Consider the following 13,528-nt stretch of genomic DNA (forward strand, 5'->3'; position numbering starts at 1 on the left):
GGGGGCGCCTAGTAGCTCGGGGGTTCGGGGTGCGTTGGCGAGTGCGGGTGGATCGTGGTTGCTCGCGCAGTTCCCCGCGCCCCTAAAAGACAGGGCCTGCGGCCCTGAAACCGGCCCTTCGGGCCGATGAAAAGCTGGGCGCAGCCCATGCTTTTCAGGGGCGCGGGGCAGTGACATATGCGGCTCCGCCGCGTGGGCGCGACCAGCCCCCACCCACCCGCACCCGCCAACGCACCCCCACCCCCCCCACCCCGGAAGGCGAACGCCCGGCACCACACCCCGGTCCACCTTCCGGACGCGGCGACACACAACCCCCCTCACCAGCCACCATGGGCGGATGCCCCTCGTCCACACCCCCGGTTCCAAGTCCATCACCGCCCGCGCCCTCTTCCTCGCCGCAGCCGCCGACGGCGTCACCACCCTCCTCCACCCCCTCCGCTCCGACGACACCGAGGGCTTCGCCGAAGGCCTGACCCGGCTCGGCTACCGCGTGGGCCGTACCCCCGACTCCTGGCAGGTCGACGGCCGCCCGCAGGGCCCGGCGGTCACCGAGGCCGACGTCTACTGCCGGGACGGCGCCACCACCGCCCGCTTCCTCCCCACCCTCGCGGCAGCCGGCCACGGCACGTACCGCTTCGACGCCTCCCCCCAGATGCGCCGCAGGCCCCTCGCCCCCCTCTCCAAGGCCCTGCGCGACCTCGGCGTCGACCTCACCCACGAGGAGGCCGAGGGCCACCACCCCCTGCGGATCGTCGCGAACGGCGTCACCGGCGGCGAGGTCACCCTCGACGCCGGCCAGTCCTCCCAGTACCTCACCGCGCTGCTCCTCCTCGGCCCCCTCACCCGCGAGGGCCTGCGCATCACGGTGACGGACCTGGTCTCGGAGCCGTACGTGGAGATCACGACGGCGATGATGAAGGAATTCGGCGCGGACGTCCGCCGCGAGGGCCGTACGTACGTCGTCGCCCCCGGCGGCTACCGCGCCACCACCTACGCCGTCGAGCCGGACGCCTCCACCTCCAGCTACTTCTTCGCCGCGGCCGCGCTGACCGGCGGCGAGGTCACCGTCCCCGGCCTCGGCACCGGCGCGCTCCAGGGCGACCTCCGCTTCGTGGACGTACTGCGCCGGATGGGCGCCCGCGTGGACGTACGCGCGGACGGCACGACGGTGACCGGTACCGGCGAACTGCGCGGCCTCACCGTCAATATGCGGGACATCTCCGACACGATGCCCACCCTCGCCGCGATCGCGCCCTTCGCCTCCGGCCCGGTCCGCATCGAGGACGTCGCGAACACCCGCGTCAAGGAGTGCGACCGCCTGGAGGCCTGCGCGGAGAACCTCCGCCGCTTGGGCGTGGACGTGGCCACGGGCCCGGACTGGATCGAGATCCGCCCAGGCGCTCGGCCGACCCCCACCACGGACATCAAGACCTACGGCGACCACCGCATCGTGATGTCCTTCGCGGTGACGGGCCTCCGTACCCCCGGCATCACCTTCGACGACCCCGGCTGCGTACGGAAGACGTTCCCGGAATTCCACGAGGTGTTCGCGGAGTTCCGCAAGGAACTGCCGACCACCGACTGAGGCAACCGACCAACCCACAACCCACGCAACGCCCCTACAACAGCTGAGCCGGGAGGGGTCCGATGGACGTATTGCTACCCTCCCGGCCATGACCGCCTCCGAACCCACCATCGTCGCCACCTCGGGCGGCCACCGCCTGGGCGACCGCACCCGGGTGACCTTCCACTCCCTGGTGCACCACGCGGTGGAACTCTCGGGGGTCGACGGCCGCCGTCCGAAGGTGATGTACGTCGGTACGGCGGTCGGCGACTCCGAGCACATGACGGCCCGGATGAGCGAGGCGGCCCGGGTCGCGGGCTTCGATCTGACCCCGCTCGCGCTCTTCCCCATGCCCAACATCGAGGACATCGAGGGCGCCGTCCTCGAACAGGACGTCATCTGGGTCATGGGCGGCTCGGTCGCCAACCTCCTCGCCGTCTGGCGCGTCCACGGCCTGGACGACGTCTTCCGCCGCGCCTGGCGGTCGGGCGTCGTCCTCAGCGGCGTCAGCGCCGGCTCGATCTGCTGGTTCCAGGGCGGCACGACGGACTCCTTCGGCCCCCGACTACGCCCGGTGACGGACGCGTTGGCGTACCTCCCGTACGGCAACGGCGTCCACTACGACAGCGACGCGGGCCGCCGCCCCCTGGTCCACGACCTCGTTGCGGGCGGCACCCTCCCGGAAACCCACTGCACGGACGACGGCGTCGGCCTCGTCTACCGGGGCACCCAACTCGTGGAAGCGGTCACGGAGATCCCGGGCAGGGCCGCGTACGTGGTCCGCAGGGACGACGACGGCAAGGCGACGGAGGAGCGGCTGGAGCCGAGGCTGCTTCCGGAGCCGAGAGGCTGAGGGTCGCGGGACGGCAGCGTGCGGCGCCCTCGACGGCGCTCCCTCACCACTTGTGGACGCGCGGCGCGGCCCCCTGCGGCTGCTGTCGCCGCTGCCGTACCGGAGGGTCGAAGAACGAGCGTGGGCCGGCGTGGTCCGGGTCCGGGTGGGCCAGCGGGACATCGGGCCGGTCGGCCTGCCAGGGGGTGGCCGCCGCCCGCCGGCGGTCCTCCTCCGTCCGCCGTGCCGCGAACCGCCGGCGCTCACCGGCGGGCCGGCTCCATTCGCCTTCCCCCAGGACGAGCATCGGGTCGAACATCACGACCACTCCGGCCAGCAGCAGGAAGAGGACGGGCCCGATGAGCATCGGCAGCAGGATCGACAGGGGGGACTCGCCGCTCAGGCGGCCCGCACCCGTGTCGTGCAGATGGACCCCGACGGCGGCCATCCCGGTGTAGTGCATCCCGGACACCGCGACGCCCATGACCAGGCTGGCCCCGAGGCTGGTGAGGAAGCCCCGGATCGACACGGCGGCCCAGAGCGCGGCGGTCGCGGCGACGATGGCGATGACGACGGAGAGGGCGACGACGGAGATGTCGTACTGGATGTAGCCGTTCATCTTGAGGGCGGCCATGCCCAGGTAGTGCATGGCGGCGACCCCGAGGCCGGTGACGCCGCCGGCCGTGCACAGGGTGCGGGCGCTGACCCCGCGGTAGCCGACCGCGAAGATCCCGATGCCGACCACCACGATCGCGACGACGAGGCTGAGCACGGTTAAGCCGACGTCGTAGTGGATGCGGCTCTCCTTCACCCGGAAGCCGATCATCGCGATGAAGTGCATCGTCCAGATGCCGGTGCCGATCGAGGCGGCGCCGAGCGCGAGCCAACCGGGCTTCCAGGACTTCTCGTTGTAGACCGACCTCACCACACAGCGCAGTCCGAGCGCTCCGCCGAGGCAGGCCATGATGTACGCGGCCACCGGGGTGACCGCGCCGTAGCTGAAATCGTCGACTGTCCCTTGCATATGCCAAATCCCCCCAAGACATGGCCAGTTGACCGTTGGCAGGCGTGCGGGACGTCAGTCTGGTGTAAGCGCGTACCGAAGCGCTCCGTTTTCCGGGAGTTACTGACGGTATTTAGTCGAGGGGTGATCGGCTTTGGGTGGCTGGGGGCTGATTTACGTTCAAAATCCCGGCTGAGCTTGAGATTTCAAGCTAGGGCCAGAGTTTGACGTAGCGGTACGACGGCGATGACTGTCGCTACTGCTACTGCTACTGCTACTGCTACTGCTACTGCTACTGCTACTGCTACTGCTACTGCTACTGCTACTGCTACTGCTGCCGCTACAGCTATGCCGCGTCGTTGAGCAACCGTCCGAGGTGTTCCCGTCCCGCCCCCAGCAACCCCTCCAACGGCGCGGCGCCCTCGTACCACCGCTTCTCGTACTCCCAGCACAGCCATCCGTCCCACTCCTTGCGGGACAGCAGGTCCACGCACTCGGCGAGCGGCAGCACACCGGCGCCGAGCGGGAGCGGGGTCGTGTCGTCGGCCGAGGCGATGTCCTTCACCTGGACATAGCCGAGGAAGGGGGCGAGGGCGGCGTAGGACTCGGAGGGCTGTTCGCCGCCGAGCCAGGTGTGCATCACGTCCCACAGCGCCCCGACGCTACGGTGCCCGACCGGGCCGAGGATGCGGATCGCGTCGGCGCCGGTGCGGTGCGAGTCATGGGTCTCCAGCAGAATCCGTACACCGCACTCGGCCGCGATCTCCGCCGCGACGCCCAGCCGCCGGGCGGCGACGGCATCGGCCTCCTCCGCGCTCTGCCCCCCGCCCGCCGTGCCCCCACCGGGGAAGACCCGTACGAACGGCGCCCCCAAGTCCCGCGCCAACTCGACCAGCTGCCGGATCTCCTCCAGCACCGGCCCGTCCTCCCCGGGCGCCGCCACCCGGGCGTACCCGGCGAGCCCGACGATCTCGATCCCGGCGGCCTCGAACGCGGCGACGGCATCGGCCCGTTCGGCGGCGTCGATCCCCGGATGAACCGGTTCCTCGGGATGCGCACGCAACTCGACCCCGTGATAGCCGTGCGCGACGGCGAGCGCCACGACATCGGCAAGGGGAAGACCGGGAACACCGAGAGTGGAGAAGGCGAGTCTCATGCCTTCGGACCCTACTCGGCATCCCCGCCCCTGCCAGCACGCCGTGCGGCCCGCCATGCGATGCCGCCGCGTCGTGCGGGGCGCTGCGGGGTGTTGCCGGGTGGTGTGGGCCGTGGGTGGGTGCGGCCTGTGCTGTGCGGGGCGCTGCTGGGTGTTGCCGGGTGGTGTGGGCCGTGGGTGGGTGCGGCCTGTGCTGTGCGGGCCGCCGCTGGGTGTCGCCGGATTGTTCGGGCCGCCGCTGGACGTCCCCATGCCGTGTGGCCCGCCAGGCGACGGTGCCGCGCCATGCCGTCGGGGCGGCGGCCGACGCTCCCGTGGGGCCCATGCCGCGCGGCCGGAGAGCCCAAGCCGCCCGCGCCCGCGCCGCCCGCGCCTACGCCGGCCACGCCTACGCCGGCCACGCCCGCGCCGCCCGCGCCCGCGCCGCCCGCGCCGCCCGCGCCCGCGCCGCCCGCGCCCGCGCCGCCCGCGCCCGCGCCGCCCGCGCCCGCGCCGCCCATGTGTACGCCGCCCGCGCCCGCGCCGGTCAAGCCGCCGAATCCGCCCACGCCGCCCCCTGGACCCACCCCGCGCGGATCAGCCGTCCATGCCCCCGCCCAGGTCCAGTCGCCAGTCCTGGCCCATGAGGTCGGTGCCGAACGAGTGGTGTGGTTTTTCGGCGGTGAGGGTGAAGCCGTGGCGCTGGTAGATCCGTCGGGCGGCGGTCAGGCAGTCGTTCGTCCAAAGGATCACCTCCCGGTATCCGGCCGCGCGGGCGAAGTCGATGACGGCGCCCACCAGCCGGTCCCCGATGCGCAGCCCCCGGGCGTCGGGCTCGACGAGCAGCAGTCGTAGTCGGGCGGCGCCCTCCGTCCCCGCGTCCCGTACGCACATCACGGCCCCCACCGCCCGCCCGTCCAACTCGGCGATCCACACCCGCTCCCGAGCCGGATCGCGCCCCTCGGCGTAGTCCGCGACGATCCGGGCCACCAGCGCCTCGTACTCGGCGTTCCACCCGTACTCGGCCGAGTACAGCGCGGCGTTGCGCTGCACCATCCAGCCGAGATCGCCGGGCCGGGGCTCGCGCAGCGTCACATCGTCGGGGCCGGGGGTGCGCCGCCGGTCGCCCAGGACGGTGCGGATGTCGCGCATGGCCTCGGCGAGCCGTTGCCGGTCGGCGGCCGGAACGGTGGCCAGCAGGACGCCGACGGCCTCGTCGGACCGCTCGCTCAGCAGCGCGGCCGTCTCCCGCCCGGCGGCGGTGAGGGCGACCCGCTGCCGCCGGGTGTCCCGCCCCGACCGCGCCCGCTCCACCAGCCCGTCCTTCTCGAACTTCCCGAGCAACCGGCTCAAGTACCCCGAGTCCAACGACAGTTCGGCCCGCAGATCGGCGGCATCGGCCCGCGAGGCGTGCGCCAGCTCCCACAGGACGCGGGCCTCGGTGAGGGTGTAGGGGGCGTAGAGATGACGCCCGTAGTCGAGCGCCCCGATGACATTCGTATAGAACCGGTTGAACGCCCGAATCTCCTGCACGGTCATGAACGATCGCCCCCTGTCACTACCTGCCGCTTCGTGATCAGCTGCCCTGCTTGCCTTGATTGCTTTGCCTGCTCCAGCTGTTTCTCTGACTCAGTCAGCAGAATAGCTGACTGAGTCAGGATTTGGTGGCCTGGCCTGCAGCAGATCCGCCATCACGGCAGGCGGCAGGGACGGGTTGGCCGCCGCCGCTTCCGCCACCTGCCGGTCGGGGTCGGTGAGCAGTCCCTCGACGACCGACGGTGGGAGCGCGGGGTGGCCGGCGGCCACACGTCTCGCCCGCGTGTCCGTCAGACAGACGAGCAGCGCCGAGGCCGTCGCCCCGCGATGCCCGGCCACCTCGCGGAGCACCTTCGGCACCGCCGGTTCGTGCCGGACCAGGTCCTCCAGCAGCGCGGGCGACGCGTCCGGATTGGTCGCGACCTTGGCCAGGACACGCACACCATGACGGTCGACCATGGCCCGCAACCGCGCTTCGGCGAGGCCCGGGTGCGGAGCGACGGCCTTGACCACCTTCGCGTCGGGGTCGCCGGCCAGCCGGTCACGTATCCCGGGCGGCAGATCGCGCCGCTGGGCCACGAGCATCCGCGCCGCCGGGTCCGGTGATCCGGCCAGCTCCTCGACCTCGGCGGGGGAGAGCGCGGCGACACGGGGCAGCAGAACGGCGCCGATCTTGGCGGTTCGGGCGAGGTGGGCGAGCACGTCGAGCGGTACGCGGGCGTGGTGGGCGAGCGCGCGGCGTACGTCGACGCAGGGGTCGTCGGCCAGTGCGCGGATCAGGGTGTCGTCGAGTGCGGGATTGCCGGCGAGGTCGGCGCGGACACCGGGAACGGGGTCCGCGGCGAGCCGGGCGCAGACATCCCGGGGCAGGTCCCGGCGGGCGGCGAGCGCCCGGCGCAACAGTGCCGACGGATGGTCCACGAAACCGACGACGGCGTCGACGGGGGTGGCGGGGTTGCGCAGTGCCGCCTCCCGCATCTCATGGACGGTGGACTCGTGGGAGCCGTCGCAGGAGGCGCCCGGCGGCAGTTCGCAGTCGGGGCGCGGACAGTGCGGATGGTGAACGAAGGGGGTCTCCTCGCGGTCGCAGACCACACAGTGCCGCGCCGGGGGCAGTCCCTCCCCGGTCACCAGCGCCGCCAGTACGGCCGGGGGAGCGGCCTCGTTGCCCGCCACCGCGCGGCGGACCTCGGCGTGCGGATGCGCCGCGAGCCGTTCGGCCACATCGGGGGTGGTCCACCACGCCAGCTCGGCGACGACCCGTACATCCGGGTCCGCCGCGAGCGCGTCCACCACGTCGGCCGGGAGACCCCGGCAGGCCGCCAGCTTCTCCCGCCGCCCACGGACCGGGTCGGCCGCCAGCAGCCGCGCCCACTCCGGCGGCCCGACCCCCTCGTCGAGCAGGGCGAGGGCGGCATCCGGCCGACCGGAGGGATCGATGTCGTCGGCGGTCAGCCGACCCCCGTACGCGAGCACCACCGCGCTCTCGTCCACCCGCCCGGCCAACGCGACCGCCTGCGCCCGACTGAGATCCGCGCGATCGGCGAGGCTCAGAGCGATGTCCTCATCGGCGACGGCGATCAGCCGATCGACCAACTCATCCGGCAGAGCCGGATTGGCGGCGAGCCCACACAGAATGTGATCCACGGCAGCATCCTGCCTGCGACGCCCCTGACGGGTCGGGGATTTACGAGGCGATCAGACGCACACGACCACGTGCCCGGCCCTCCGCCCAGCCACCTGCCCGGCCCTGCGCGCCGACGTCCGCCCGGCCATGCACGCAGCTTCCCGTCGGCTGTCCGCGCGGCCGCCTGCCCGGTCACGAGCCCGGCCGTGCGTGTCGTTGTATGCCCGGTCACTCATCGGGCAGATGCGCGGCTACGGCGGCCGTTGTCGTCCGTCCGGTCACGTGCGCGGCCTTTCGTCGGTGTCCGCGCAGCCGCCTGCCCGGTCACGAGCCCGGTCATGCGCGCCGTCGTCCGCGCAGCCACCCGCCCGGCCATGCGCGCAGCCACCTGGCCGATCACCCTCCCCGCCCCCGCAGAGCAACCCTCCCCGCCCCCGCAGAGCGACCCGCCCCTCACCCCACCCGAGGCCCCCCACTAGACCCCCGCACCATCAACTCCCCCCGCACCATGGCGATCCCGCCCGGCGGTGGCTCCTCGCGGCCCATGGCGATCCGCCCCGCGCGGGCACCCGCCTCCGACAGTGGCAACCGGACCGTCGTGAGCGAGGGAACCGCGTCGATGCTGAACGGGAGATCGTCGAAACCGGCGACCGAGACGTCGTCCGGGATGCGCAGCCCGGAGTCGCGGAGCGCGGCGCACGCGCCCAGCGCGACCGTGTCGTTGGCGGCCACCACGGCGGTCAGCGAAGGGTCCCGCCGCAGCAGCTCCAGCGTCGCCTCGTACCCGGACCTCCGGTCGTACCGCCCGTACACCGTCCGCCCCGGAACGTCCTCGATCCCGGCGGCGGCGAGCGCGTCCCGATGCCCCTCCAGGCGGTGCCGCGTGGTCGTACGCTCCTCCGGCCCGGCGATATAGCCGAGCCGCCGATGCCCCAGCCCGATCAGATGCTCGGTGAGCCGCTGCCCGCCACCCCGGTTGTCGAAGGTGATCGCGATGGCCTCGGGAGCCGGCGGCCGTCCGCACAGCACCACGCGGGTCCCGGCCTCCGCCAGCCTGAGCAGCTTGTGCCCGACCGCCGCCCCGTGCGCCGCGTCCTCCACCGCCCCACCGGTCAGCACGACCGCCGCCGCCCGCTGCCGCTGCAGCAGGGTCAGATACGTCAGCTCCCGCTCCGGCGAGCCCCCGGTGTTGCACACCACGGCCAGCCGCTCCCCACCCGCACGCCCCCCGGGCCCCCCGATCTCCGACTGGATCGCGCTCGCCATGATCCCGAAGAAGGGGTCGGCGATGTCGTTGACGAGGATGCCGACCAGATCGGAGGTCGCGGCGGCGAGTGCGCTGGCGGGACCGTTGAGGACGTAGTCCAGCTCGTCCACGGCCTTGAGCACGCGCTCACGCGTGGACGCGGCCACCGGATAGTTCCCGTTGAGCACCCGGGAGACGGTCGCGGGAGACACCTGTGCGCGCGCCGCCACGTCCGCCAGGGTCACAGTCATCGTTACTCGTCCTCCGGTACACGCGTCTCGTTCGAGTCATCGACGAACCCCACGGCCCGCCCGGCAAACCCACGGCCCCGCCCGGCAAGCCCATGGCCCGCCCGGCAGCCCACGGCCCCGCCCAGGAAGCCTCGCGGCCCGTCCGGGGAACCATACGACCGCGATCACCGTTCGCCCCCTCGAACAACTCGACCCCCCTACGGTCTTGTCCAGACCGCTGCTCAGAGGCTAGCTTCTCATCAGATAGAAAGCGCTTGCTGTCACGCTCGGAACTGCCACATCAGAACGAACGGCCGAACAAGCAAGCGAAATATCAGCACGGCAGACAACCGAAGGGGCCGAACGTGACACGCAAAACGGTGAGAATCGCCATGAACGGCGTGACGGGGCGCATGGGCTACCGCCAGCACCTCGTCCGCTCCATCCTCGCGATCCGCGAGCAGGGCGGTGTGGACCTGGGCGACGGCACGGTGCTGTGGCCGGAGCCGATCCTCGTCGGCCGCCGCGAGCACGCGCTGAAGGCCATGGCCGACAGCCATGGCCTGGAGCACATCTCGACCGACGTGGACGCCGTTCTGGCCGACCCGACCGTCGACATCTACTTCGACGCCCAGGTCACCTCCGCCCGCGAGGAGGCGATCAAGAAGGCGATCGCGGCCGGCAAGCACATCTACACCGAGAAGCCCACGGCCACCGGCCTGGAGGGCGCCCTGGAGCTGGCCCGTCTCGCGAACGCCGCCGGCATCAAGCACGGCGTCGTCCAGGACAAGCTGTTCCTCCCCGGCCTGCTCAAGCTGAAGCGCCTCATCGACGGCGGCTTCTTCGGCCGCATCCTCTCCATCCGCGGCGAGTTCGGCTACTGGGTCTTCGAGGGCGACTGGCAGGAGGCCCAGCGCCCCTCCTGGAACTACCGTTCCGAGGACGGCGGCGGCATCGTCGTCGACATGTTCCCGCACTGGGAGTACGTCCTCCACGAGCTGTTCGGCCGTGTGAAGTCGGTCCAGGCCCTCACCGCCACCCACATCCCGCAGCGCTGGGACGAGCAGGACAAGCCGTACGACGCCACGGCCGACGACGCCGCGTACGGCATCTTCGAGCTGGACGGCGGCGCGATCGCCCAGATCAACTCCTCCTGGGCCGTCCGCGTCAACCGCGACGAGCTGGTGGAGTTCCAGGTCGACGGCACGGAGGGCTCGGCGGTCGCCGGTCTGCGCAACTGCCGCGTCCAGCACCGCTCCGCCACCCCCAAGCCGGTCTGGAACCCCGACATCCCCGCCACCTACTCCTTCCGCGACCAGTGGCAGGAGGTGCCGGACAACGCCGAGTTCGACAACGGCTTCAAGGCGCAGTGGGAGCTGTTCCTCAAGCACGTCTACGCCGACGCCCCCTACCACTGGGACCTGCTGGCCGGCGCCCGCGGCGTCCAGCTCGCCGAGCTGGGCCTGAAGTCCTCGGCCGAGGGCATCCGCGTCGAGGTCCCGGAGATCCAGCTGTGACGATCCAACTCCCCGATGGAAACGGCGGGTTCAAGACCTACACCCCCCGCACCGAACCCCTGCTGGTGTCTGCCGGCACCCCCCTCACCTCCCGTACGGTCTTCTCGGCGGCCCACGTCGTGGCGGACCCCTTCGCCGACGTCTCCCCGGACTCCCCGGCCGCCGTCGACTGGGACGCGACCCTCGCCTTCCGCCGCCACCTGTGGTCCCACGGGCTCGGCGTCGCCGAGGCGATGGACACCGCCCAGCGCGGTATGGGCCTGGACTGGGCGGGCGCGGCGGAGCTGATCCGCCGCAGCTCCGCCGAGGCCAAGGCGGTCGGCGGCCGTATCGCCTGCGGCGTCGGCACCGACCAGCTCACCGGACCCGCCTCCCTTCAGGAGATCCGCAAGGCGTACGAGGAGCAGCTGGCCGTCGTCGAGGAGTCGGGCGCCCAGGCGATCCTGATGGCCTCGCGCGCGCTCGCGGCGGCGGCCAAGGGCCCCGAGGACTATCTGGAGGTCTACGGCCACCTGCTCCGCCAGGCCGCCGAGCCGGTGGTCCTGCACTGGCTGGGCCCGATGTTCGACCCGGCGCTGGAGGGCTACTGGGGTTCGAGCGACCTCGACACGGCCACGGACACCTTCCTGGAGGTCATCGCGGCCCACCCGGACAAGGTGGACGGCATCAAGGTCTCCCTGCTGGACGCCCAGCGGGAGATCGACATCCGCCGCCGGCTGCCGCAGGGCGTCCGCTGCTACACGGGCGACGACTTCAACTACCCCGAGCTGATCGCGGGCGACGAGAAGGGCTTCAGCCACGCCCTCCTCGGCATCTTCGACCCGCTGGGCCCGCTGGCCGCGCAGGCGGTCCGGGTCCTGGACACGGGCGACGTGAAGGGCTTCCGGGAACTCCTCGACCCCACCGTCGAACTCTCCCGCCACCTCTTCCAGACCCCGACCCGCTTCTACAAGACGGGCGTCGTCTTCCTGGCCTGGCTGTCCGGCCACCAGTCGCACTTCACGATGGTCGGCGGCCTGCAGTCGGCCCGCTCGCTCCCGCACTTCGCCCGCGCCTACGAACTGGCCGACGGCCTCGGCCTGTTCCCGGACCCGGCGCTGGCGGAGACCAGGATGAAGAACCTCCTCTCCCTGTACGGAGTGGCCCAGTGAGCGACGGCAACAGCACTCCCTCCGCCCTCGGCGACCTCTCCCGCTTCTCCATCAACCAGATGACGGTGAAGCAGCTGTCGATGCCCGAACTGGTCGAGGGCTGCGTGGAGTTGGGCATCCCGGGCGTCGGCCTCTGGCGTGAGCCGGTCGCGGCGTACGGCCTGGAGGCGTCGGCGAAGCTGGTCCGTGACGCGGGCCTCGCGGTCACGACGCTCTGCCGGGGCGGTTTCTTCACGGCGATCGACGCGGCGGAGCGGGCGGCGGCCCTGGCCGACAACCGCAAGGCGATCGACGAGGCGGCGACGCTGGGCACGGACACCCTCGTCCTGGTCTCCGGCGGTCTGCCGTCCGGCTCGAAGGACCTGCACGGCGCGAGGGAGCGCATCGCCGATGCGTTGTCGGAGCTGGGGCCGTACGCCGCCGCGAACGGCGTCCGGCTGGCCATCGAGCCCCTGCACCCCATGTTCGCGTCGGACCGCTGTGTGGTGTCCACCCTGAGCCAGGCCCTGGACATCGCGGAGCGCTTCCCGGCGGAGCAGGTGGGCGTGACGGTCGACACGTACCACATCTGGTGGGACGACACGGCCCCCGCGGCGATCGCCCGCGCGGGCGCCTCCGGCCGTATCCACACCTTCCAACTGGCCGACTGGATCACCCCGTTGCCCGCGGGAGTCCTCACCGGCCGGGGTCAGATCGGCGACGGCTCGATCGACATGCGGGAGTGGAAGGGCTACGTGGAGGCCGCCGGCTACACGGGCCCCATCGAGGTCGAACTCTTCAACGACGACCTGTGGGCCCGCGACGGCCGCGAACTCCTGACGGAGACGGCACGGCGGTTCGTGGAACACGCGGCTGACTGACCCGACCGGCGAGCGACAGACCCCGGCCTGCCTTCTGCCCACCGCCGAGTGGGTGGAAGGCAGGCTTCCGCTATGGCCTGAGCATGGCGGACAGGGGCGGTCAGAGATAGGTCACCTGGTGAATGTAGAGGCACTCGTGGCGGGGGACGATCAAGTAGAGGAAGAACCCACCCGGGACATGCGTGACGTTCCCCTTCGGGCCTGCCTCTTGGTATGAGGTGCCGTCGAGGTAGAACGCGGCGGCGGCGCGGACGAGCTCGTCGGCTTTCTTCTCCACCTCGGCGAGAAACGCGGGTGGGGCCCCTCCGGCGACGTGTTCCTCGTCCGGGTCGTACTCCCACCTCCACGTCATGCGGACACCGCCCGGAGTGCTTCGGCCTCGATGGCGCGGAGGGTGTCCACAGCCGCCCGGAAGGTGGGGTCGTCCTTGTCGGCGGTGTTGTTCAACGCGGCGAGGGCGGCCTGGTGGCGGGCGTGAAGGTCGGATCGGCGTTCGATCTCGACCTGCGTCTGCCAGTGCGTCAGCCAGTGCTGGAGGTGGCCGATCTTGCCGTCCTGGATGGCCGCGCTCAGCGCCTGCTCTTTATGCTGCTCCATTTCCCCGAGCCGGTGAGGCGCGATGCGGGCCAGTGCGACGCGGACCGCTTCGGGGGTTCGTTCCGGGCGCGGGGTCAGCTCACTCCCGTAGTCAGGCTGCGTGGTCACGCGAGGCTCCTTCTTCGACTGCTCCTTGGACCCCACCGTACTGGCGGCCACTGACATCGGCACCGGACCAGGGCTTGGGCGGGGCTCCCGCCGACCACTGCCGAACCCCCGCCGGCCGGCCG

The 13,528-nt window shown here is 71.9% G+C and carries 13 protein-coding genes; 6 read left to right on the plus strand and 7 right to left on the minus strand.

Annotation, left to right across the window (positions count from 1 at the left end; all coding sequences use genetic code 11):
* The first annotated feature begins 337 nt into the window (after positions 1–337).
* Both aroA and ACWD4G_RS04520 read left to right on the plus strand, forming a co-directional pair.
* Complete coding sequence (gene aroA, locus ACWD4G_RS04515; RefSeq protein ID WP_451290687.1) at positions 338–1,585, plus strand: 3-phosphoshikimate 1-carboxyvinyltransferase; 1,248 nt, start codon at positions 338–340, stop codon at positions 1,583–1,585.
* Positions 1,586–1,673: 88 nt separating this feature from the next.
* Positions 1,674–2,417 (plus strand): Type 1 glutamine amidotransferase-like domain-containing protein, encoded by a 744-nt coding sequence (locus ACWD4G_RS04520; protein ID WP_451290688.1) that lies wholly within the window; start codon positions 1,674–1,676, stop codon positions 2,415–2,417.
* Between the two features lie 43 nt (positions 2,418–2,460).
* Here the strand turns inward: ACWD4G_RS04520 and ACWD4G_RS04525 are convergent, their stop codons facing one another.
* Together ACWD4G_RS04525 and ACWD4G_RS04530 are read right to left on the minus strand one after the other, a co-directional pair.
* A complete protein-coding gene (locus tag ACWD4G_RS04525) occupies positions 2,461–3,420 on the minus strand; it encodes an MHYT domain-containing protein (protein WP_451290689.1) in 960 nt (319 codons plus the stop codon).
* Positions 3,421–3,745: 325 nt separating this feature from the next.
* Positions 3,746–4,555 (minus strand): sugar phosphate isomerase/epimerase family protein, encoded by an 810-nt coding sequence (locus ACWD4G_RS04530; RefSeq protein ID WP_451290690.1) that lies wholly within the window; start codon positions 4,553–4,555, stop codon positions 3,746–3,748.
* A 257-nt stretch (positions 4,556–4,812) separates the two neighbouring features.
* On the opposite strand from ACWD4G_RS04530, the gene ACWD4G_RS04535 reads away from it, so the two are divergent.
* Positions 4,813–5,181, plus strand: coding sequence for a hypothetical protein (locus tag ACWD4G_RS04535; RefSeq protein ID WP_451290691.1), 369 nt, complete (start codon positions 4,813–4,815; stop codon positions 5,179–5,181).
* Here ACWD4G_RS04535 and ACWD4G_RS04540 read toward each other — a convergent pair.
* The 3 genes from ACWD4G_RS04540 to ACWD4G_RS04550 form a co-directional block, all read right to left on the minus strand.
* Complete coding sequence (locus ACWD4G_RS04540; protein WP_451290692.1) at positions 5,132–6,073, minus strand: bifunctional helix-turn-helix transcriptional regulator/GNAT family N-acetyltransferase; 942 nt, start codon at positions 6,071–6,073, stop codon at positions 5,132–5,134. The genes ACWD4G_RS04535 and ACWD4G_RS04540 overlap by 50 nt on opposite strands.
* A 90-nt stretch (positions 6,074–6,163) precedes the next feature.
* Positions 6,164–7,717 (minus strand): hypothetical protein, encoded by a 1,554-nt coding sequence (locus ACWD4G_RS04545; RefSeq protein WP_451290693.1) that lies wholly within the window; start codon positions 7,715–7,717, stop codon positions 6,164–6,166.
* Positions 7,718–8,150: 433 nt separating this feature from the next.
* Positions 8,151–9,194: a LacI family DNA-binding transcriptional regulator gene (locus ACWD4G_RS04550; RefSeq protein WP_451290694.1), complete on the minus strand. Its 1,044-nt coding sequence runs from the start codon at positions 9,192–9,194 to the stop codon at positions 8,151–8,153.
* A 344-nt stretch (positions 9,195–9,538) separates the two neighbouring features.
* Here ACWD4G_RS04550 and ACWD4G_RS04555 point away from each other — a divergent pair, with 344 nt between their 5' ends.
* The 3 genes from ACWD4G_RS04555 to ACWD4G_RS04565 are packed head-to-tail and all read left to right on the plus strand — an operon-like array spanning position 9,539 to position 12,701.
* Positions 9,539–10,690: a Gfo/Idh/MocA family protein gene (locus ACWD4G_RS04555; protein ID WP_451290695.1), complete on the plus strand. Its 1,152-nt coding sequence runs from the start codon at positions 9,539–9,541 to the stop codon at positions 10,688–10,690.
* The gene (locus ACWD4G_RS04560) at positions 10,687–11,841 is read left to right on the plus strand and encodes a dihydrodipicolinate synthase family protein (RefSeq protein WP_451290696.1); all 1,155 of its coding nucleotides are present in this window, start codon (positions 10,687–10,689) and stop codon (positions 11,839–11,841) included. The genes ACWD4G_RS04555 and ACWD4G_RS04560 overlap by 4 nt, the downstream gene beginning before the upstream one ends.
* A 59-nt stretch (positions 11,842–11,900) precedes the next feature.
* The gene (locus ACWD4G_RS04565; RefSeq protein ID WP_451290774.1) at positions 11,901–12,701 is read left to right on the plus strand and encodes a sugar phosphate isomerase/epimerase family protein; all 801 of its coding nucleotides are present in this window, start codon (positions 11,901–11,903) and stop codon (positions 12,699–12,701) included.
* A 100-nt stretch (positions 12,702–12,801) separates the two neighbouring features.
* Here the strand turns inward: ACWD4G_RS04565 and ACWD4G_RS04570 are convergent, their stop codons facing one another.
* Both ACWD4G_RS04570 and ACWD4G_RS04575 read right to left on the minus strand, forming a co-directional pair.
* Positions 12,802–13,053, minus strand: a complete 252-nt coding sequence (locus ACWD4G_RS04570; protein WP_451290697.1) for a hypothetical protein — start codon at positions 13,051–13,053, stop codon at positions 12,802–12,804.
* On the minus strand, positions 13,050–13,406 hold the full coding sequence (locus ACWD4G_RS04575) for a hypothetical protein (RefSeq protein WP_451290698.1): 357 nt from the start codon (positions 13,404–13,406) through the stop codon (positions 13,050–13,052). The genes ACWD4G_RS04570 and ACWD4G_RS04575 overlap by 4 nt, the downstream gene beginning before the upstream one ends.
* Positions 13,407–13,528 lie beyond the last annotated feature (122 nt).

This window comes from Streptomyces sp. NPDC002643 (genome assembly GCF_053592555.1).